Source organism: Methylobacterium sp. 4-46 (assembly GCF_000019365.1).
In the GTDB taxonomy this organism is placed as follows: Bacteria; Pseudomonadota; Alphaproteobacteria; order Rhizobiales; family Beijerinckiaceae; genus Methylobacterium.
The window spans coordinates 2,349,166-2,368,868 of sequence record NC_010511.1 but is presented as its reverse complement, the minus strand read 5'-3'; the positions used below and the strand labels follow the sequence as shown (position 1 = coordinate 2,368,868).

The 19,703-nt window shown below is 75.0% G+C and carries 22 protein-coding genes and 1 pseudogene; 13 read left to right on the top strand and 10 right to left on the bottom strand.

Features of this window, described 5'->3' with window-relative positions; translation table 11 throughout:
• On the top strand, window positions 1-300 hold the full coding sequence (locus M446_RS10030) for a hypothetical protein (RefSeq protein WP_012331989.1): 300 nt from the start codon (window positions 1-3) through the stop codon (window positions 298-300).
• Between the two features lie 112 nt (window positions 301-412).
• Complete coding sequence (gene ureG / locus M446_RS10025; protein WP_012331988.1) at window positions 413-1,027, top strand: urease accessory protein UreG; 615 nt, start codon at window positions 413-415, stop codon at window positions 1,025-1,027.
• A gap of 103 nt (window positions 1,028-1,130) precedes the next feature.
• Here the strand turns inward: ureG and M446_RS10020 are convergent, their stop codons facing one another.
• From M446_RS10020 to meaB, 3 genes are all read right to left on the bottom strand, one after another.
• Window positions 1,131-1,886, bottom strand: coding sequence for a TIGR04290 family methyltransferase (locus M446_RS10020; protein ID WP_012331987.1), 756 nt, complete (start codon window positions 1,884-1,886; stop codon window positions 1,131-1,133).
• Window positions 1,883-2,482, bottom strand: a complete 600-nt coding sequence (locus tag M446_RS10015; protein ID WP_012331986.1) for a histidine phosphatase family protein — start codon at window positions 2,480-2,482, stop codon at window positions 1,883-1,885. The genes M446_RS10020 and M446_RS10015 overlap by 4 nt, the downstream gene beginning before the upstream one ends.
• A 155-nt stretch (window positions 2,483-2,637) precedes the next feature.
• Window positions 2,638-3,618 carry a methylmalonyl Co-A mutase-associated GTPase MeaB gene (gene meaB, locus M446_RS10010; protein WP_012331985.1) on the bottom strand — a complete coding sequence of 327 codons (981 nt, stop codon included), beginning with the start codon at window positions 3,616-3,618 and terminating at the stop codon, window positions 2,638-2,640.
• 212 nt (window positions 3,619-3,830) lie between these two features.
• Between meaB and M446_RS10005 the strand changes: the two genes are divergently transcribed.
• Window positions 3,831-4,874 carry an alpha/beta hydrolase gene (locus M446_RS10005; protein WP_012331984.1) on the top strand — a complete coding sequence of 348 codons (1,044 nt, stop codon included), beginning with the start codon at window positions 3,831-3,833 and terminating at the stop codon, window positions 4,872-4,874.
• A 21-nt stretch (window positions 4,875-4,895) separates the two neighbouring features.
• Here M446_RS10005 and M446_RS10000 read toward each other — a convergent pair whose 3' ends face one another.
• On the bottom strand, window positions 4,896-5,366 hold the full coding sequence (locus tag M446_RS10000; RefSeq protein ID WP_012331983.1) for a hypothetical protein: 471 nt from the start codon (window positions 5,364-5,366) through the stop codon (window positions 4,896-4,898).
• Between the two features lie 151 nt (window positions 5,367-5,517).
• Entirely contained in the window at window positions 5,518-6,084 is a 567-nt protein-coding gene (locus tag M446_RS09995) for a TetR-like C-terminal domain-containing protein (RefSeq protein ID WP_012331982.1), read from the bottom strand.
• A 93-nt stretch (window positions 6,085-6,177) separates the two neighbouring features.
• Here M446_RS09995 and M446_RS38845 point away from each other — a divergent pair.
• Window positions 6,178-6,498, top strand: a pseudogene (locus M446_RS38845) (DUF2306 domain-containing protein); the annotation flags it as partial.
• Between the two features lie 93 nt (window positions 6,499-6,591).
• Here M446_RS38845 and M446_RS09985 read toward each other — a convergent pair.
• Window positions 6,592-8,208, bottom strand: coding sequence for an isovaleryl-CoA dehydrogenase (locus tag M446_RS09985; RefSeq protein ID WP_012331980.1), 1,617 nt, complete (start codon window positions 8,206-8,208; stop codon window positions 6,592-6,594).
• A 35-nt stretch (window positions 8,209-8,243) separates the two neighbouring features.
• On the opposite strand from M446_RS09985, the gene M446_RS38100 reads away from it, so the two are divergent.
• Window positions 8,244-8,654 carry a diguanylate cyclase domain-containing protein gene (locus M446_RS38100; protein WP_083784658.1) on the top strand — a complete coding sequence of 137 codons (411 nt, stop codon included), beginning with the start codon at window positions 8,244-8,246 and terminating at the stop codon, window positions 8,652-8,654.
• A gap of 10 nt (window positions 8,655-8,664) precedes the next feature.
• Here the strand turns inward: M446_RS38100 and M446_RS34165 are convergent, their stop codons facing one another.
• On the bottom strand, window positions 8,665-10,425 hold the full coding sequence (locus tag M446_RS34165; protein WP_012331978.1) for a response regulator: 1,761 nt from the start codon (window positions 10,423-10,425) through the stop codon (window positions 8,665-8,667).
• A 168-nt stretch (window positions 10,426-10,593) separates the two neighbouring features.
• Between M446_RS34165 and M446_RS09975 the strand changes: the two genes are divergently transcribed.
• Both M446_RS09975 and M446_RS09970 read left to right on the top strand, forming a co-directional pair.
• Complete coding sequence (locus tag M446_RS09975) at window positions 10,594-11,532, top strand: class I SAM-dependent methyltransferase (protein ID WP_012331977.1); 939 nt, start codon at window positions 10,594-10,596, stop codon at window positions 11,530-11,532.
• Window positions 11,529-12,263 (top strand): pseudouridine synthase, encoded by a 735-nt coding sequence (locus M446_RS09970; RefSeq protein WP_012331976.1) that lies wholly within the window; start codon window positions 11,529-11,531, stop codon window positions 12,261-12,263. Before M446_RS09975 ends, M446_RS09970 begins: the two co-directional genes overlap by 4 nt.
• A 4-nt stretch (window positions 12,264-12,267) precedes the next feature.
• On the opposite strand, the gene M446_RS09965 is transcribed toward M446_RS09970, so the two are convergent.
• Window positions 12,268-12,846, bottom strand: coding sequence for an amino acid synthesis family protein (locus M446_RS09965; RefSeq protein WP_012331975.1), 579 nt, complete (start codon window positions 12,844-12,846; stop codon window positions 12,268-12,270).
• A gap of 167 nt (window positions 12,847-13,013) precedes the next feature.
• On the opposite strand from M446_RS09965, the gene M446_RS09960 reads away from it, so the two are divergent.
• Window positions 13,014-14,531 carry a flavin-containing monooxygenase gene (locus tag M446_RS09960; protein WP_012331974.1) on the top strand — a complete coding sequence of 506 codons (1,518 nt, stop codon included), beginning with the start codon at window positions 13,014-13,016 and terminating at the stop codon, window positions 14,529-14,531.
• Window positions 14,532-14,571: 40 nt separating this feature from the next.
• On the opposite strand, the gene M446_RS09955 is transcribed toward M446_RS09960, so the two are convergent.
• Together M446_RS09955 and M446_RS09950 are read right to left on the bottom strand one after the other, a co-directional pair.
• Entirely contained in the window at window positions 14,572-15,510 is a 939-nt protein-coding gene (locus M446_RS09955; protein ID WP_012331973.1) for a DnaJ C-terminal domain-containing protein, read from the bottom strand.
• A gap of 153 nt (window positions 15,511-15,663) precedes the next feature.
• Window positions 15,664-16,164: an RT0821/Lpp0805 family surface protein gene (locus M446_RS09950; protein WP_043701060.1), complete on the bottom strand. Its 501-nt coding sequence runs from the start codon at window positions 16,162-16,164 to the stop codon at window positions 15,664-15,666.
• Between the two features lie 75 nt (window positions 16,165-16,239).
• On the opposite strand from M446_RS09950, the gene pdxH reads away from it, so the two are divergent.
• From pdxH to M446_RS09925, 5 genes are all read left to right on the top strand, one after another.
• Complete coding sequence (gene pdxH / locus M446_RS09945; RefSeq protein ID WP_012331971.1) at window positions 16,240-16,872, top strand: pyridoxamine 5'-phosphate oxidase; 633 nt, start codon at window positions 16,240-16,242, stop codon at window positions 16,870-16,872.
• 145 nt (window positions 16,873-17,017) lie between these two features.
• The gene (locus tag M446_RS09940; RefSeq protein WP_043701057.1) at window positions 17,018-17,740 is read left to right on the top strand and encodes an SDR family NAD(P)-dependent oxidoreductase; all 723 of its coding nucleotides are present in this window, start codon (window positions 17,018-17,020) and stop codon (window positions 17,738-17,740) included.
• Complete coding sequence (locus M446_RS09935) at window positions 17,733-18,773, top strand: hypothetical protein (RefSeq protein WP_012331970.1); 1,041 nt, start codon at window positions 17,733-17,735, stop codon at window positions 18,771-18,773. Before M446_RS09940 ends, M446_RS09935 begins: the two co-directional genes overlap by 8 nt.
• Window positions 18,770-19,225 carry an NUDIX hydrolase gene (locus M446_RS09930; protein WP_012331969.1) on the top strand — a complete coding sequence of 152 codons (456 nt, stop codon included), beginning with the start codon at window positions 18,770-18,772 and terminating at the stop codon, window positions 19,223-19,225. Before M446_RS09935 ends, M446_RS09930 begins: the two co-directional genes overlap by 4 nt.
• A complete protein-coding gene (locus M446_RS09925; protein ID WP_012331968.1) occupies window positions 19,222-19,662 on the top strand; it encodes a TIGR02301 family protein in 441 nt (146 codons plus the stop codon). Before M446_RS09930 ends, M446_RS09925 begins: the two co-directional genes overlap by 4 nt.
• The last annotated feature ends 41 nt before the right edge of the window (window positions 19,663-19,703 follow it).

Sequence of the window (19,703 nt, the reverse complement as noted above, 5' to 3'; positions counted from 1 at the left end):
ATGGGGCTGACCTCCCTGAAGGAGTGGCGGGCGCGGGCGGCCGCCCACGCGGCCCGGAGCGCCGCCCTCAAGGCGCTGCTCGCGCCCGGCCTCGGTCTCGGCCCGCGGGACGCGCTCAGCGTCACGGAACTCGCCTGCGCGGATCCGGGCTGCCCGGACGTGGAGACGATCGTGCTGGTCATGCGGGAGGGCGAGCCCAGCCGCGCCCTGCGCATCCCCCGTCCGCTCGCCGAGGTGGAGGAGGCGGACATCGCCGCCCTCTGCGCCGAGGAGCGGCGGCGGGCCGGATCCCCTCCCTGATGCCGGCCGGTCCGCCGCGTTGCCGGGCGCGCGCCGCGATGGCAGGGTGCGGGCGGCGCCGGCCTCCCGGCCCCTCGACCCGACACTCGCGGACATCCTCCGGCGCGGCAGCATGACGACACCTCACCACGGCCCCCTGCGGGTCGGCATCGGCGGCCCGGTCGGGTCGGGCAAGACGGCCCTGATGGAGGGTCTCTGCAAGGCCCTGCGCGGCCGCTTCGACCTCTGCGCCATCACCAACGACATCTACACCAAGGAGGATGCGCGGCTGCTCACCGTGGCGGGCGCGCTCCCCGAGGAGCGGATCATGGGCGTCGAGACCGGCGGCTGCCCGCACACGGCGATCCGCGAGGACGCCTCGATCAACCTCGCGGCGGTGGCCGAGATGCGCCGCCGCTTCCCCTCCCTCGACCTCATCCTGATCGAGTCGGGCGGCGACAACCTCGCGGCGACGTTCTCGCCCGAACTCGCCGACCTGACGCTCTACGTCATCGACGTGGCGGGCGGCGAGAAGATCCCGCGCAAGGGCGGTCCCGGCATCACGCGCTCGGACCTCCTCGTCATCAACAAGACCGACCTCGCGCCCCTGGTCGGCGCCGACCTCGCGGTGATGGAGGCCGACACGCAGCGCATGCGCGGCGGGCGCCCCTACGTCTTCACCAGCCTGCGCCGGGGCGACGGCGTCGAGGCCGTCGCCCGGTTCGTGATCGAGGCGGGCGGGCTCTAGGGCAGCGCCCGATCAGGGTGCGATCGGACGCTGCTCTCGGCCGTTGATGGCGCCGCATGGTCCGACGCGGCGGCATCCGCTTCGTCGGCACATGCTCCAGGCGCTACCGCCCCGGCCGCGCCGGGTAGACCGGCCCCGCGAAGGGGGGCGCCTCCACCCGGCGGCAGACATAGACCTCCTCCTCCGGATGGCTCTCGATGGCGAAGCCGGCCGCGCGCAGCATCGCCTCCGTGCAGGCGCGGTTGGGCGCCCACCAGTTGGTCGGGTCGCCCGCGTAGGAGCGCTCGATGAAGTGCAGCTTCGGGTAGTCCGGCCGGTCGAAATGCTCCATCTCGAAGAAGTCGTAGTCCGGCGCGACCTCCGCCACGGTCCTGGCGCCGCGCTGCATCGACTGGAACACCAGCATGTCCGCCGCCGCGTGGGCGTGGATCAGGTCGAGGGCGAGGAGCGGGTGGCGCAGGTGGTAGAGCACGCCCATGAACAGGACGAGGTCGAAGCGCTCGCCGAGCGCCGCCACGTCGTAGACGGAGCCCTCGCGGAACTCGATCTCCGCCCCGAGGGCCTCGGCGGCGAAGCGGGCCTGGGCGAGGTAGTCGGGATCCTCGTCGAGGCCGAGCACGCGGGCGGCGCCCCGGCGCTTCATCTCGATCGCGTAGAAGCCGCCATTGCAGCCGATGTCGAGCACGCTCTTGCCGGTGAGGTCGGCGGGGATCGCGTGCGCGAAGCCGCGCCACTTCACGGTCGGGTAGTCGCCGAGGAAGTGGTCGGGCGCCGTGAACAGGCCCGGCGCGATCTCGATGTTGTGGAACCAGGGGCCGAGCGACGCGGCCCGGTCGCGCAGGTCGTCGAGCCGGCTCATGCCGCAACCCTCTCGTTGATGCGCTCGACCTTGGCGCCCCATTCCCCCAGGATGACGGCGCTGACCGAGGCGGGACTGACCTCGAACCGTCCCATCGCGTCCGGGGCGAGGCCGAGCGCGTAGGCGAGGACGAGCTTGATGACGTCGGCGTGGCTGACGAGGGCGAGGCGCGCCTCGCCGTGGCGCGCGCGCAGCGCCTCCAGGGTGCCGACGGCCCGGGCCTGCGCCTCCAGGACCGTCTCGCCGCCGGGGGGCCGGGTGACGTGCCGGGCGGTGTTCCAGTAGGTCCAGCGCGGATCGCCGTGCAAGTCCTCGAAGCTGCGGCCGGACCACTCGCCGAAATCGATCTCGTTCAGCCCCGGCAGCGTGTCCACGCCGAGGCCCGCCGCCGCGGCGATCGGCGCGGCGGTCTCCTGGGCGCGTTCGAGCGGGCTGGCATAGACGGCGTCGAGCCGCTCCGGCGTGAGCCGCAGCGCCAGGGCCCGCGCCTGCGCCCGCCCCTCCTCGCCCAGGCGGATGCCCGGCATTCGCCCGCACAGCGTGCGGTCGAGATGGCCGTGCGCGGCGTGCCGCACGAGGAAGAACGTGGTCGTCATGCGGCCGAAACCCTCCCGCCTGCCGTGGGAGAGATACTCCCCACGGGTGCCGAAGGCAGATAGGCGCGCGCGGCGCCGTGGCCATGGGCGGGCCGGCCTTCGCGGCGTCGGAGCGCGGTGGGCGAGGCCGGGCGCCGGCCCGCCCGAGCGCCGGCTCACAAGCCGATCATCGCGGCGATGAGGTCCGCCCCCGCGGCGGCCGAGCGCTCCCCCGCCGCCACGGCCCGCTCGGCCTCGGCCGTCCGCGCCCGCACCTCCGCGCTGCCGACGAGGCGCTGGTGCAGGCGCTCGTGCACCATCGCCCACATCCACTTCACGTCCTGCGCCCGCCGCCGCGCCGCGAGTTCGCCGGAGGCCGTCATCTTGGCGCGGTGGTCGAGGATCGCGGCCCAGAGCCCGTCGAGGCCCTGATTGGCGAGCCCGGAGATCGTCACCACGGGGGGCGTCCAGGTGGCGCTCGCGGGCGTCAGGATGTGGAGCGCCGCCCGGTACTCCGCCGCCGCGGCCCTGGCCCGGCGCATCCCCTCCTCGCCGTCCGCCTTGTTGACCGCGATCATGTCGGCGAGTTCGAGGATGCCCTTCTTGATGCCCTGCAGCTCGTCGCCCGCCCCCGGCAGCATCAGCACCAGGAAGAAGTCGGTGAGGTCGGCCACCGCCGTCTCCGACTGGCCGACCCCGACCGTCTCGACCAGGATCACGTCGAAGCCCGCCGCCTCGCAGAGCAGCATCGTCTCGCGGGTCTTGGCGGCGACGCCCCCGAGCGTCCCGGACGAGGGCGAGGGCCGGATATAGGCGTTCGGATCGACCGCGAGCCGCGCCATGCGGGTCTTGTCGCCGAGGATCGAGCCGCCGGTGCGGGTCGAACTCGGGTCGACCGCGAGCACCGCGACCCGGTGGCCCTGCGCCGTGAGGTTGGCGCCGAGCGCGTCGATGGTGGTGGACTTGCCGACCCCCGGCACGCCGGTGATGCCGACCCGCACGGCCCGGCCGGTATGGGGCAGGGCCGCGTCGAGGAGGTCGCGGGCGGCGGCGCGGTGATCCGCGCGCTTCGATTCGGCGAGCGTGATGGCCCGGGCGAGCGCGGCCCGGTTGCCCTTGAGGAGTTGGTCGAGGTCGGGAGCCGGCACGCGCGTCATCGGGTCTTTCTGCCGGCTCGCCGCCGCCCCGTCGAGGGCCGCCTTTGGCGGAGCCGCCCGGCGCGGGAATCCGGCCCGGCCGCGCGTCCTTCGCGGCGGCGAGCCGGCGATCGGTCGGGCGAATGATGCTCCGGCACCGCGCTTCGCCCCGCCGCGGTCAGAATCACCCGCCATCACGCCTATCCCGAGAGCGCGGCCGCGGAGACCCGAACGTGCCTGACGTCCCGATCCTATCCCCGCGGCCGACCCGGCGCGGCCTGCTGCGGCTCGGCGCCGCCGCGCTCGCTGCGCCCGCCCTCGGCGGCTGCCTCGCCGAGGGTCTCGTCACCGGGGCGGGACCGGTGCCGGAGCGGCAATCGGCCCTCGGGGTCAGCCCGGTCCTCCTCGTCGCGACGACCCGGCGCCCCGCCGCCGACCCGAAGGCGCCGCCCTACTTCACCGAGGAGCGCGGGGCCGGCCTCGCCTTCGCGGAGCTGCGCCTGTCGGGACCGGACCGGTCGCTGGTCGGCAAGGTCGCGGCCGCGGTGAGCGGCGACTGGTCGATCGCCTCCGCCCCGCGCATCGAGACCGGGCCGAACGCCGCCACGGCCTTCGCGGATGCCACGCTGGGCCGGGACGTGCTGCTCTACGTGCACGGCTACCGGGAATCCTTCGAATCCGCCGCGATCAGCGCGGCGCGGCTGTCGGACGGCATCCGCTTCCGCGGGGTCTCGGGCCTGTTCACCTGGCCCTCGGCCGGCTCGACCCTCGATTACGGCTACGACCGCGAGAGCGCGCTGTGGTCGCGGGACGCGCTGGAGGACCTGCTGCGCGCGCTGAGCGGCCCGCTCGGGGGCGGGCGCGTCCACGTGGTGGCGCATTCCATGGGCACGCTCATCACCCTGGAGACGCTGCGCATGCTGCGCGCCGATGCCGGCGAGGCCGCGATTGGCCGGATCGGCGCCGTGGTCCTGGCCGCGCCCGACATCGACATCGACCTCTTCACCAAGGGCGTCGAGCGGCTCGGCCCGGACGCGGCCAGGATCACGGTGATCTCCTCCACGCACGACCGGGCGCTCGCGGTCTCGGGCAGCCTCGCGGGCGGCGTGCCGCGGGCGGGCGCGGTGGACCGGGCGCGGCTCGAAGCCCTCGGCGTGCGGGTGGCCGACGCCTCGGATTACGGCGGCGGCCTCATCAACCACGACCTGTTCCTGTCGAATCCCGAGGTGCAGCAGGTCGTCAAGCGCGCGGTGGCACGGGCGGGGTCGGCGGCCTGAGGCCGGCCGGCCGCGCCGCCGTCACGGCTTCGCGCCGGCCCTGGTGACGAAGACGCCCTCGAAGCGCCCGCGCTGCGTGTCGGCGGCGCAGACCACCCGCGAGGTGCCGGGCTCCGCCGGAGGGAAGCGGCAGGAGCCGACCGTCATCAGCGTGTCGCGCAGGACCGCGCCGTCCGGTCCCTTGCTCGTCAGGATCAGCACGCTCACCGGCTGGGTCGCGTCGACTCCGAATTCCTCCTGCCGCTCCTGCGGCGCGCCCGTGCCGCTGAAGGCGACCGCGTTCCCGTCGCTCGACCGGAACTCGAAGATCGTGCGGCGGCCCTCGACGCCGTTGACGAGCTCGTTCGCGCAGGTGGCGCTGGCATCCCGCCCACCGAGCACCAGCGTCTCGCAGGTTCCGGGCAGGACGTTGCGGACGGGGGCCTGCGCCCGCGCCTCGACGAGGCAGGCCAGGGCGGCGAGGAGGGCGCAGAGGAGCAATCGCGGCAGCATGCGGCCGATCTAGAGCATTTTCCGACGAAGTGGATGCCGGTTCGTCGCAGAAAATGCGGCAAGATCAAAGATCGAGAGCAGCACCCGATTGCAACGTGATCGGGTGCTGCTCTAGGCGAGCCCGCGCCGCCGTCGAGGGAGATCCTCGGCCTCAGCCCGGCCCCGCGCCCCGCCCGAGCGCCGCATCCGCCTCCTCCCGGCCGATCTGGCCGTCCGCCACCAGCGTCGCGAGGCCGTGCACCAAGCCCCAGGCGTGGATCGCCGCGGGGCCGACCCGCTCCGGCGGGGTGCCCGACGCCACCGAATCGCGCAGCACCCCGAACGCCTCCGCCGCCCCGGCCGCGAGGGCGGGATGCGCGGCGCGCTCCAGGGAGCCGCCGAACATCAGGCGGAACCGCGCCCGCTCCTTCTCGGCGAAGCCCAGATAGGCGCGGCCCAGCGCCGGGAGTGGCTCGGAGGCGGCGCGCGCCCGGGCGTCGCGCAGCCGCTCAGCCAGGGCGACGAACCCTTCGGCCGCCAGCGCGGCCAGCAGCGCGTCCCGACTCGCGAAGTGGCGATAGGGCGCGTTGTGCGACACGTACGCCGTCCGGGCCGCCTCGCGAAGCGTCACCGCCTCCGGACCGCCCGCCTCAAGGAGCGCCCGCGCCGCCGCCAGCAGGGCCCGGCGCAGGTCGCCGTGGTGATAGGGCGCCGCCCCGCCCCGCCGCGATGTTGACAATGACAACATCCTCCCCGGATGGTGACGGCGCCATCATAGGGCCGGCGCCCCGGGCGGCCACGGCCCCGCGCGGCGGTCCAGCCCGGGCCCGCCATGACGCTGCACCCCCTGCTCACCGCCTCGCCGCTGATCCAGATCCACGCCGCGGCCGCCCTCGCCGCCCTCGGGCTCGGCGCGGCGCAGCTCGTCCTGCCGAGGGGCGGTGCCCGTCATCGCGGGCTCGGATGGGTCTGGGTCGGGTTGATGGCGCTCGTCGCGCTCAGCTCGTTCGGGATCTGGCAGGTGCGGCAGTTCGGGCCGTTCGGCTGGATCCACGGACTCTCCGCGGCGACGCTGGCCTCCCTCGTCGCCGCGGTGGCGCATGCCCGCCGGGGCCGCATCGCGGCCCATCGCCTGACCATGACCTCGCTCTTCGCCGGGGGATTGGTGGTGACGGGCCTGTTCACCCTGCTGCCGGGGCGGATCATGCACCGGGTGCTGTTCACCGACGGGCCGGCGCCCGCCGCCTCACGGGAGGGCGCGGGCGAGCAGGAGGTCCGCCTCCCGCCCGAGATCCGCGCTGCCGAAGAGGGCATGCTCCCCGGCGAGGCGCGTGCGCGCATAGGCCTCGGCGAGGGCGGGGGGCGCTGAGGTCGCCAGGGCCGCCGCCGCCGCGAGGGCGGCGAGGCGCCCGGTGACGAAGCGCGCCCGCGCCGGCGCGTCCGGCGCCGCGAGGCCCTCCGCCACGTCGCGGGCGGCCCGGGCGGCGCCCGGCAGGTCCCGCGCCTCCGCCGCGAGCGCGGCGAGGACGGCCCGCGCCTCCTCGGGCGCGCGGGAGGCCGCGCGCAGCACGTCGAGGGCCATGACGTTGCCCGACCCCTCCCAGATCGCGTTGACCGGCGCCTCGCGGTAGAGGCGGGGGAGCGGATTCTCCTCCACGTAGCCGTTGCCGCCGAGGCACTCCATCGCCTCGGCGACGAGGCCGGGCGCCGCCTTGCAGACCGCGTACTTCGCGGCGGGGGTGAGCAGACGGGCGCGGACCGCCTCGCCCCGGTCGAAACTGGCGGAGAGCCGCATCACGAGGGCGACCTGCGCCTCGACGGCGAGGGCGAGATCCGCCAGCACCGCCCGCATGGCGGGCTGGTCGGCGAGGGGCCGCCCGAACGCGCTGCGGTGGCGGGCGTGGTGGAGCGCAAGCGCGAGGGCCATGCGGCCGAGCCCGGCCGAGGCCACCGCGCAGTCGAGCCGCGTGAGCTGCACCATCGCCAGGATGGTGCGCAGCCCCCGCCCCTCCTCGCCGAGGCGCCAGCCGAAGGCCTCCTCGAACTCGACCTCCGCGGAGGCGTTCGAGCGGTTGCCGAGCTTGTCCTTCAGGCGCTGCAGCCGCAGGGCGTTGACGCTCCTGTCGGGCCGGTGCCGGGGCACCAGGAAGCAGGAGAGCCCGTCGGGAGCCTGCGCCAGGACCAGGAAGGCGTCGCACATCGGGGCCGAGAAGAACCACTTGTGCCCGGTGAGGTGGTAGACGTCGTCGCCCGCGGGCCGCGCCGCCGTGGTGTTGGCGCGCACGTCCGTGCCGCCCTGCTTCTCCGTCATCCCCATGCCGAGGGTGACGCCCGCCTTCTCGAACCACGGCCGGAACTCCGGATCGTAGCGGCGGGAGGTGAGGCGCGGCCACCACGCGGCGAGGTGGTCGGGCGCGGCGGCGAGGGCCGCCACCGCGGCGCTGGTCATGGTCATGGGGCAGAGATGGCCGCTCTCGACACCCGCGACGGCGTAGAGGCGGGCGGCCCGCGCCACGTGGCCCCGGCCGAACGGCAGGGCCGGCGCCGCGCCGTCCCAGAGCGAGGCGTGCAGGCCCGCCCCCACGCTCGCCCGCATCAGGGCGTGATAGGCGGGGTGGAACTCCACCCGGTCGGCGCGGCGGCCGCTCGCGTCGTGGGTGCGCAGCCGCGGCGGATTCTCGTTGGCGAGGCGGCCGCCCTCGAGGCGCTCCGCCGCGCCCCACTCCGCCCCGAAGGCGGCCAGCCCGGGCTCGTCGGGATCGACCCCGTTCGCCCGCAGGGCGCCCCGCAGGGGCGCGTCGGCGGCGATCAGGTTCACGTCCGCGAAAGGCGTGCTCTGGTTGAGGACGTCGTGGGTCGCCATCCGGGCCATCCTGCGGGCCGCGGGCACCGGATGCAATCGAGCCGCCTGCCTCGCTCGCCGCGGCCGAGCGCCTCCGGGCGGCATTCGTGGCGCTGGCGATCCCGCACGCGGGCGGCGGCCGCTCGGAGGTGGTGACAGTGAGCCTCGGGGTCGCGGCCGGGCATGCCGGGGCCGTCTCCGTCGAGGAGCGCGTGCGAGGGGCCGACGCGGCCCTCTACGCGGCCAAGCGCGCCGGTCGCGACCGCGTCGCCCCGCCGCCCTGGACGGCCGGGGGGCGTGATCCGAAATCCGACGGATTGCGTCGCAATGCGGATTTCGGCTTCGCTCAAGCGCCGCGCGGGCTCGTGATCCGACGGATTGCGGCGCAATGCGGATTTCGGCTTCGCTCAAGCGCCGCGCGGGCTTCTCAGACGCTGTCCGGACGTGATCGTCCCGACAGCGTCTGAGACCCCGGCCTCACCCGGAGGCCGGGACGGGCACCCGCGCGGAGAGCAGCCGCTCGATCACGGCGTAGAGGTCGGCCCGGGAGAAGGGCTTGCCGAGGCACTCGTCCATGCCGGCGGCGCGGCAGCGCGCCACCTGCTCGGGCGTGACGTCGGCGCTCAGCGCGACGACCGGCACGGCGCAGTGCGGCGCCGCGAGGGCGCGGATCTCCCGGACCACCGCGAACCCGTCGGTGCCGGGCAGGCGCATGTCCAGGAGGACGAGGTCGTAGCGGCCCGTCGTGGCGGCGGCCAGGGCGGCGTCTCCGTCCCCGACCACGTCCACGTGGTAGCCGCCCCGCTCCAGGAGCACGCGCCCGAGTTCGCGGTTGATCGCCACGTCCTCCGCGAGGAGGAGCCGGGCAGGTGCGGCGCGCGCGGATCTCTCCGGAGGACCCGGGGCCCGCGCCGCGGCAGGAAGCTCGGGCGGGAGATCGAATTCGAGCCAGAAGACCTCCTCGTCACGGTCCGACGCGGTGCCGGTCCTCCCCTGCATGAGGGCGATCAGGCGGCCCGCGATCGAGACGCGCAGATTCCTGCCGCCCAGCCGCGTTCCGCTCGCGGGCGGGAGGAGCCGCTCGAAGTCCCGGATCCGGCCGGCCCAGCCCCGCGTGCCCGGCCCGGTCAGCGAGAATCGGACCGCGCCCGGCGCGGATCCGTTGCGGATCACCACGCGGATACGCTCGGCCGGCGGGCCGCCGAGCAGGTACAGCAGCACTTGGCGCAGGCGGTCCGGATCCCCGCGACGCCGCGGCGCGACGGCGGGATCGATCTCGACCTCGATCTCGGCCCCGCCGGCGTGGCGCAGCAGCATGCGCAGTTCCGCGGTCAGGGCGTGCAGGGCAAAGCCGCGCGGGTCGAGCTGAACCAGGCCGCCCTCGATCCGGGCGAGGTCGACGACGTCGTCGACGATGGTGCAGAGGCTGGCGGTGGCGGCGCCGGCGGCCTCGACGTAGCGGCGCTGCGTCGCCGTCAGACCGGATTGCGCGCCGAGGAGGTCCACGTAGCCCTGCACGACGTTGAGGGGCGTGCGGAGCTCGTGGCCCATCATGGCGAGGAAGTCGGCCTCCGGGCGCGGCGCCGGGGCGGCCCGCTCCCCGGGGCCGAGCGGCCGGCAGAGGATGACGTAGCGCTCGGGCTGCGGGCCGTCGGGCAGGGAAAGCAGCGCGAGGCCGATGCGCGCCGGCCGAGCCTCGCGCGAGTCCGCGGCCTCGCGCGGGCAGGGCAGGATCGCCTCGCCCGCCCGTCCCTCCCGCAGATCCTCGAGCAGCGCCAGGCAGGCCGCGCGGACCGCCTCCGGCAACACCTCCTCGACGCGGCGGCCCGAGACCGCCCGCGGCGGGCCGCAGCCGACGAGGCCGGCCCAGCGAGCGCTCACGAAGGTCAGGCGAAGCTCCCCGTCCAGGAGCGCGACGCCCTCCCCGCTCGCGCGCAGCAGGGCCGCCAGGATGCTCCGGCCCCGGGCCTCCTCCCAGGACCGGGCCGCCAGATCCCGCTCGAGCTCGCGCGCGGTCGCGGCCAAGGCCCGGTTCTGGCACGTCAGCCGGCCGATCGCCGCGGCGGCCGCGCAGGCGAGGGCGGCGAGGGTCGCGGCCAGCGCCGCCGGCCCGGCGATCTCCAGCTCCTTGAGGCCGACCTCCAGCAGGCGATTGTGCTCCAGGAGCTGCAGGAGCGCGAGCGCCGCCACCACGGCGAGACCTGTGAAAGCGCCGGCGAGAGGCAGCGGGAAGCGCATCGGGGCCGTCCGAGGGTCCGAGACAGCGTGACCCGTTCACATATGTTATCAGACATTAACCCTGCGTTATAGCACCTGCGGGTTGCATCGGCGCAGATCACGTTGCGGTCGGGGTGCCGCCCGTTCTATCGCAGCCGGGCCCGGACCTTCGTCCGGATGGGACCGGACATGGATGAGACTACCCCCTCGACGCGACCTGCCGTCACCCGCGCCGTGTACGGAGCCCCGCCGCCGGACCTGGTTCCGACCTGCGAGGGCGCACGCCAAGTCTCCCCGCTGGTCCCGGGCGCCGCGGCGCTGGAGGACTTCGCCGCGGACACGCTCGACGAGGTGGTGATCCTGGCGCCGCCGGGCACCGCGGAGCGGCGGGCGGTACTCGCGCAGGGGTTGCGGGTGCTGCGCCCCTCCGGCCGCCTCACCGCGCTGGCGCCGAAGGACCGCGGCGGGTCGCGACTCGGGCGGGAGATGGCCGGCTTCGGCTGCGCCGTCGCCGAGACCGCCAAGCGCCATCACCGGATCTGCCGGGCGGAGCGGCCGGCGGCGCCGGTCGGGATCGAGGCCGCGCTCGCGGAGGGCGCCCCGCGCTACCTCCCGGACCTCGGGCTGTGGACGCAGCCCGGCATCTTCAGCTGGAACCGGATCGATCCCGGGACGGCGCTCCTGCTCGACACCCTGCCGCCGCTCAAGGGACGCGGCGCCGATCTCGGCTGCGGCCTCGGCGTGATCGCCCGGGCGGTGCTGGCCTCGCCCGCGGTGACGGCGCTGACCCTCGCGGACATCGACCGCCGGGCGGTGGCGGCCGCGCGCCGCAACGTCGAGGATCCGCGCGCGCACGTCGCCTGGGCGGATGCGCGCCGCGCCGACGCCCTGCCCGGGCGGCTCGACTTCGTGGTGACGAACCCGCCCTTCCACCTGAAGGGGAGCGAGGACCAGGGGCTCGGCCAGGCCTTCATCCGCCGCGCCGCGGAGGTGCTGCGCCCCGGCGGCGCGCTCTGGCTGACCGCCAACCTTCACCTGCCCTACGAGGCCGTGCTGGCCGAGGCGTTCCGGACGGTCACGGCGCGCGCGAGCGGCCACGGCTACAAGGTCTACGAGGCGATCCGATGAGCCGCACCCCCACCATCCGCCTCGACAGGCTCCTCGCCAATCTCGGCTACGGCTCCCGGCGGGAGATCCAGGCGCTGGCCCGGGCCGGACGCATCCGCCTCGACGGCGAGGCCCTGCGCGAGGCGGACGGGCGGATCGCCGCGACGGCGGACCTGCCCGCGCGGCTCACCGTCTCGGGCGAGCCCCTCGACCCCCCTGCCCCGCTCGCCCTGATGCTGCACAAGCCGACCGGCGTCACCTGCTCGCACAAGGAGGCCGGACCGCTCGTCTACGGGCTGCTGCCGGAGCGCTGGCGCCGCCGGGAGCCGGCCCTCTCCACGGTGGGCCGCCTCGACAAGGACACCTCCGGCCTGCTCCTCGTCACGGATGACGGGGCGCTCCTCCACCGCATCATCTCGCCCAAGGCGAAGATCGAGAAGCAGTACAGGGTGGAGCTGGACCGGCCCCTGCGCGGCGACGAGGGCGCGATCCTCGTCTCGGGCACCCTGATGCTGGAGGGCGAGGAGGCGCCCCTGCTGCCGGTCGGCTTCACGGCCCAGGGGCCGCGGCAGGCGCGCGTCGTCCTCACCGAGGGGCGCTACCACCAGGTGCGCCGGATGTTCGCGGCGCTCGGCAACCACGTCACGGCCCTGCACCGGGACCGGGTCGGGGGGCTGACCCTGCCCGAGGACCTCGCGCCCGGCGCCTACCGGATCCTCGATGCCGCCGCGCTGGGGCGGATCTTCGCCTGAGGGCTCAGCGCAGGCCGTTCCACTGGGAGATGTCCCCCTTGGCGAGGCCGCCCACGCGCGCGTGCGGCCGCCCGCCGGTCGTCATGGCGAGGGCGAACAGGATCTCGTCGGCCCGCGGCGCGTCGGCGACGCAGACGGTGATCCCGTCGAAATGCGAGCGGACATAGGCCGCGTCCTTGTGGTGGATCGGCACGTCGAGGATCGCCCCCATCGGCCCGACCTTGGTCATCGAGGGCACGATGGCGAGGGCCTGCCCGAGGCGCTCGCGCATGGCGTAGCCGCCCGGAACGTGCCAGAGGGCGCCGTGCTCCAGCTCCCCCGCCGCGCCGACCAGCGAGCCCTTGCCGTAGGCCTCGATCCGGCCCGGATCGCCCCCGAGGGCCCGCAGCAGCTTGTCGGCGCATTCGAGCCCGAGCGGCTTCAGCGCCTCCATCATCGGGGTGATCTCGGGCTCGTAGCGCCCCGCGAAGGGATTGCGGACCACGCAGGCGAGGGCGCCCTTCAGCACGGGCGCGGCGAGGATCGGGCCGCCGTCGTGGCGCACCTCCTCGACGGTGACGACGATCTTGCGGACCTCGATCATGGGCGCCTTCCCCGCGCAGCTCGACGGGCCGATATCCCATGCCGCGGGCCCCGTGGCGACCCCGACCTGAGGCACGAAGGTCCCTGGACCTGAGGCACGAAGGTCCCTGGACCTGAGCGCCGGTTTCGGCCCATGCAGGGCCTCGGAGCCGATCGGGAGGAGAGAGCATGGATCAGACCGACCTCGGCGCGGCCCCGCGCGAGGCAGGAGGCTCGGAGGCACTCGACGTGCTGGTCGTCGGTGCGGGCATCTCGGGCATCGCGGCCGGCCACTACCTGCAGACGCTTCTGCCCGGGGCGCGCTACGCGATCCTGGAGGGCCGCGAGGCGATCGGCGGGACCTGGGACCTGTTCCGCTATCCCGGCCTGCGCTCGGATTCCGACCTCTACACGTTCGGCTACTCGTTCCGGCCCTGGCGGGAGGAGCGCTCGATCGCCGAGGGCGCGGCGATCCTGGCCTATCTGCGCGAGACCGCCGCCGCCGCCGGCATCGACCGGAAGATCCGCTTCGGCCACCGGGTCGTGAGCGCGGCGTGGCGCTCGGAGGAGGCGCGCTGGACCGTGGAGGCGGAGGCGGGGCCGCAGCGGCGGGCCGCCCGCTTCAGCTGCCGTTTCCTGTTCCTCTGCACCGGCTACTACGATTACGACCGGGGCTACCTGCCCGACTGGCCGGGCATGGACCGCTTCCGCGGGCGCCTGGTGCATCCGCAGGATTGGCCGGCCGATCTCGACCATGCGGGCAAGCGCGTCGTGGTGATCGGCAGCGGCGCGACCGCCGTCACCCTGGTGCCCGAACTCGCCCGCACCGCCGCGCACGTGACGATGCTGCAGCGCTCGCCCTCCTACGTGATGTCGCTGCCGGCGGAGGACCGGGTCGCGACCTGGATGAGGAAGCGGCTGCCCGCGGCCCTCGCCCACGGCCTCGCGCGCTGGAAGAACATCGCGCTCGCGATCGTCCTCTTCCAGTTCGCCCGCCGCCGGCCCGAGCAGCTCGCCGGCCTGCTGCGCAAGGGCGTCCAGGCCCAGCTCGGCCCCGACTACGACGTCGCGACGCATTTCACGCCGCGCTACAAGCCCTGGGATCAGCGGCTCTGCTTCGTGCCGGACGGCGACCTGTTCAAGGCGATCCGCTCAGGCCGGGCCTCGGTGGTGACCGATCACGTCGAGACCTTCACGGAGACGGGCCTGCGGCTGCGCTCGGGCACGGAGATCGAGGCGGACGTCATCGTGGCGGCGACCGGGCTGCGGCTGAAGATGCTGGGCGGCATGACGCTCAGCGTCGACGGTCGGCCGGTCGTGGCCAGCGAGACCTTCCTGTACAAGGGCATGATGCTGAGCGGGGTGCCGAACCTCGCGGTCTCGATCGGCTACACCAACGCGTCCTGGACGCTGAAATCCGAGCTCACCGCCCGCTTCGTCTGCCGGCTGATCGCCCGCATGGAGGCGCGGGGCGACGAGTGGTGCGCGCCGCGCCGGGGCGCGGCGGAGGGCGAGGAGCCGGTGATCGACTTCACCTCGGGCTACATCCAGCGCGGCTTGGCGCTGCTGCCCAAGCAGGGCACGCGCAAGCCGTGGCGGCTGCACCAGAACTACGTGCTCGATCTCGCGGCCCTGCGCTTCGGCGCGGTGGAGGACGGCGCGCTGGAATTCGGGCGGCGGGCGCCGCCGGGACGGCGGGCCGCGTGAGGCGTCCACCGCCCGGGGCCGGTCCGGTCCGGCCCGCGGCTCAGCCCGTCGTCGCCCGGGCGCTGCGCCGCTTGCGGGCGTAATCGAGGAGCGCCTCGTCGGCGCCCTCGGGCAGGATGATCGCCACGCTGGCGAGGAGGTCGCCCCGCGTGCCGTCCTTCCTCGGCAGGCCCTTGCCGCGCAGGCGGAAGGTGCGGCCGGAACTGGTCATGGCCGGGATCTTCATCTCGACCGCGCCGGTCAGGGTCTGGATCCGCACCGGCCCGCCCAGCACGGCGTCCTCCAGCGGCACCTCGACGCTGGTGCGCAGGTCCGCGCCCTCGACCTGGAAGCGCGAATCCGCCGCGAACCGGATGGTGAGGAGCGCGTCCCCCGCCTCGCCGCCGCCCCGGCCGGGATGGCCGAGGCCACGCAGGCGGATCGCCTGCCCGTCGGTGACGCCCTTGGGCACCACCACCTCGACCTCGCGGCCGGTGGGCAGGCTCAGCCGCAGCTTCGCCTCGCTGGCGACCTGGTCGAGGGTCACGGTGAGTTCCGCCGCGACGTCGTCGCCCTTCTGGGCCGTGGTCCGGGCGCCGGCCCCGGCCGCGCCGCGGAAGGCGTCGCCGAACAGGTGCGAGAAGATGTCCTCGCCGAAGCCGCCCGCGCCGCCCGCGCCGCCGCGCCCGCGCGCCATCGACTCGAAGTCGAAGCCCGAGAAGCCGCCCCGCGGCCCGCCGCCGCCGCCCGTGAAACCCTCGAAGCCCTGGAAGCGCGGCTTGCCCTCGGCGTCGATGGCGCCGCGGTCGAACTCCGCCCGCTTCTTGGCGTCGCCCAGGATCTCGTAGGCCTGGTTGACCTCGGCGAAGCGGTCCTTGGCCTTGGCGTCGTTCTTGTTGCGGTCGGGATGATAGGTTTTCGCGAGCTTGCGGAAGGCCTTCTTGATCTCGGCCTCGTCGGCGGTGCGGCTGACGCCGAGCACGTCGTAGGGATTGCGCATGGGGATCCGGTGCCGTTGCGGAGCCCGGGCGGTGGCGCTCCGTGATGATCTCTGCCGCCAATGTGGGAGATGTGTTGCCGGTTTGCAACGCCTTGGCGACCCCGCGGGCGGCGGGACCGCCGGGCCGGCCATTCGGGCCGGGGCCCCGCCCGGTCAGGCCGGGGCGCGCGTCGCCTTCAGGCTCTTGAGCTCCCAGGAGCCTCCCGAGGGCCGGCAGCCGGTGCCGCGCACGAAGCGGCTGCCGGTGGGCGCGATCACCGTCGCCAGGAAGTTGCGGCAGATCTCGTCCTGCGCGACGTAGGGCAGGCCGGTCGGGTTGACCATGCCGCGCATCTTGGAATCCGGGTTGTCCCACTTCACCGGCCGGCCGTTGCCCTGGGGATCGAGGGCCACCGCGAGGGCGGCCCTGGCGCGGCGCCAATCCTCGGCCGTGAGGTCGCCCCCGAAGCTGCGGGGCGCGACCGGCCCGATGCTGCCGGTGCTGGTCGGCTCGGGCGCCGGCGCCTCGGCCTGCGGCTTGGCCTGGAAGACGAGCAGCGGCTGGCTGCAACCCGCCCCGGCGACGAGCAGGCCGCCGGTCAGCGCCGCGCGGAGGAGGCGTGCCGCCGGGCGCCGTGTCGCTGGGGAATTCGCTTTACACACGTGACGACGCATACCACCTGTACCCACCGCGGGACCGGCCCCAGCGCCGCGACGCGAGCCTGCGACGCCGGCCTGTCCTCGCATCCGATGTCACATGAAAGGGACGATGCCGTGGCCGCGTTAACGAACGGTGATTTCACCGAGCGCACGGATCCCTGGGCGCTGTTCACCGAGTGGTTCGAGCAGGCGCAGGGGTCCGAGCCGGAGGATCCCAACGCCATGACGCTCGCCACGGCCGGCCGCGACGGGCTGCCGGATGCGCGCATCGTCCTGCTGAAGGGCTTGGACGCGCAGGGCTTCGTCTTCTACACCAATTCCCGCTCCGCCAAGGGGCTCGAACTCGCCGAGAACCCGCAGGCGGCGCTGCTGTTCCACTGGAAGAGCCTGCGCCGGCAGGTGCGGGTGCGGGGCGCCGTGGGGCGCGTCGAGGATGCGGAGGCCGACGCCTACTTCGCCACGCGGCCCCGCGACAGCCGGATCGGCGCCTGGGCGAGCCGGCAATCCGAGCCCCTGGAGAGCCGGGGCGCCCTGGAGCGGGCCGTGGCGGAGGCCGCCGCGCGCTTCGGCGAGGACGAGGTGCCCCGGCCGCCCCACTGGACCGGCTTCCGGGTGACGCCCGTCACGATCGAGTTCTGGCAGAACGGCGACTTCCGGCTGCACGACCGCGTCCGCTTCACCCGGGCCGGCGAGGGCTGGGAGCGCAGCCGGCTCTTCCCGTGATGCTGCGCTGCGGCACCGCGAGGCTGGATTTCCGCCCGACCCGGGCTTAGACCTGACGCACGACCCGCGCCGCCGAGGGGCGGCGCGCCCCGCACCGGATTCGAGACAAGCCTTGGCCCAGTCCAGCAACGAACGCCGGCGCGTGATGCTGCTCACGGGCGCCAGCCGCGGCATCGGCCACGCCACCGTCAAGCGGTTCTCCGCGGCGGGCTGGCGGGTGATCACCTGCTCGCGCCACCCCTTCCCGGAGAACTGCCCCTGGGAGATGGGGCCGGAGGACCACCTCCAGGTCGACCTCGCCGACCCCGCCGACACCGTGCGGGGGGTCGAGGAGGTGGCGCGGCGCCTGGAGGAGGAGGGCGGCCTGCTGCACGCCCTCGTCAACAATGCCGGCATCTCGCCCAAGGCCCCCGGCGGCGAGCGGATGGGCGCCATCGCGACCCCGTTCGACGATTGGCAGCGGGTGTTCCAGGTCAATTTCTTCGCGCCGATCCTGCTCGCCCGCGGCCTGTGCAACGAGCTCACCCGGGCGCGGGGCTCGATCGTGAACGTCACCTCGATCGCCGGCTCGCGGGTGCATCCCTTCGCGGGGGCGGCCTACGCCACCTCGAAGGCGGCGCTCGCCGGGCTGACCCGCGAGATGGCGTCGGATTTCGGGCCACTCGGCGTGCGCGTGAACGCGATCTCGCCGGGCGAGATCGACACCTCGATCCTGTCGCCGGGCACCGACAAGCTCGTGGCCCAGATTCCGCAGCGGCGGCTCGGCACCCCCGACGAGGTGGCGAAGGCGATCTACTTCCTGTGCACCGAGGCCTCGTCCTACGTGAACGGGGCGGAGCTGCACATCAACGGCGGCCAGCATGTCTGAGCGGGCGGCGCTCGCGCTCGCCCTGCTGGTCGGTCTCGCGGCCGGCCTCACCGCCGCCGCGCGGGCCGAGCCCGCCGTCTCGCTCCTGCCCCTGCCCTTCCGGGTGACCGAGATCCGCGGCCCCGGCAGCGAGGTCTCCCTCGCCGCCGAGACCTCCGGGCTGATGCCGCGCGGCCGCCCGGGCGGCGTCGCCGTTGCCTGGGGCGCCGAGGGCGGCGCGATCGTGTCGCTCGACGAGGGCGGCGTCGCCGCGACGCCGATCCCGGCCTGGGCTGCCGAGGGTCTCTCCGCCTCCGAGACGCCGCGGGGGGCGGTGCCGGGCTCCCGGCGGGCCCTGTCCGGCCCGGTCTCGGCCTTCCTCAGCCATCCGCGCAGCGCCCCGGACGGCCGCCCCGCCGCCGCGACCGTGACGGTGCGCGAGCGCCAGCCGGTGGCCCGCAGCGCCGACCCGAAGCCGGTCCCGATCGCCACCTCGACGGTGGCGGCGGGCGAGGACGCGGTCTTCGCCGGCGGGACGGTCCAGGCCGTCGACCTCGACGGGCGGCTCTGCCTGCTCGCCGCCAAGGTCCGGGCCGACAAGGCGAGCCTCGTGGTGATCGCCCGCGAGGGCGAGAGCTGGGGCGTCGCCGCCGAGACCCCGGCCGAGGGCGGCGTGCCGGGCCCCGCGGCTTCGGGCGATTTCGAGGGATCGGGCCGCGTCACCCTGGCGCTGGTGCGGGGCGCGCCGGGCGAGGGCCGCCTGCAGCATTGGCGGATCGGTCCCGGCGGCGCCGTCCTGGCGGGCGAGGCGCCCGGCTATGCCGAGGCCGGCGCGGCGGCGGATCTCGACGGCGACGGCGTGCCGGCGCTCGCGGTGCCGACCCGCGACCGCTCCGCCCTCGCCCTGCTCTCCCTGAAGGGCGGCATCGTCGAGCGCGCCCGCATCGCCCTGCCTTCCCCGGCGCGGGCCGCGCCGGTGGTGCTGGGCCGCGGGCGCGGCCTCCACATCCTGGTCGCGCTCGAGGACGGCCGCGTCGCCGACCTGCGTCCGTGACGGCGAGCGACCCGCAGGGCCGGCGCTACCCGGCCCGCCCCTACCTCGCCGCCTCCGTGGCGGTGGTGCGCGGGGGCCGGGTGCTCGTCGCCTCCCGGGGCGGCTCGCCCCTGCACGGGCTCTACTCGCTGCCCGGAGGGCTGGTCGAGCCGGGCGAGCGCCTCGCCGAGACGGCCCTGCGCGAGTTGCGGGAGGAGGTCGGGGTCGAGGCGGAGATCGTGGCCGGCCTGTCGCCGACCGAGGTGATCGAGCGCGACGGCGACGGCCGCGTGCTGCACCACTTCGTGATCATGGCGCACGCGGCGCGCTGGCTGCGCCACGAGCCCGCCCCGGGCGACGAGGCCCTCGACGTGCGCTGGGTGACGGTGGCGGAGGCGGCCGCCCTGCCGACCACGGACGGGCTGCTCGCGATCCTGGCCGAGGCGGTGGCGGCGGTGGAGGGCCCGCCGTGAGGCGGCTGCTCGCCCTCGGGCTCGCGGCTCTGCTCGGGCTCGCGCCGGCCCCGGTTCTCGCGCAGCAGGGGCGGGCGAAGCCCGCCGCGCCCGCCAAACCGCCCGAGAAGGAGCCTCCCCCGCCGCCGGAAGCGCCGGCCCCCTACGACAAGGACCTGCTGCGCCTGTCCGAGATCATCGGGGCGCTGAGCTTCCTGCGCGACCTCTGCGGGCAGGCGGACGCGGCCGAGTGGCCGGCCCGGATGAAGGCCCTCCTCGAGGCGGAGGGGACCACGCCCGGCCGCCGCGACCGGCTCGCGGGCGCCTACAATCGCGGCTATCGGGGTTACGCGGTCAATTACCGGATCTGCACGCCCTCGGCCCAGGAGGCCTCCGCCCGCTTCATCGCGGAGGGCGAGCGGCTGAGCACGGCGCTGGCGGGGCGGTTCGGAGGATAGCCGCGCGCAGGCTCGCTGCCGCGCCCATCGATCGAGAACCG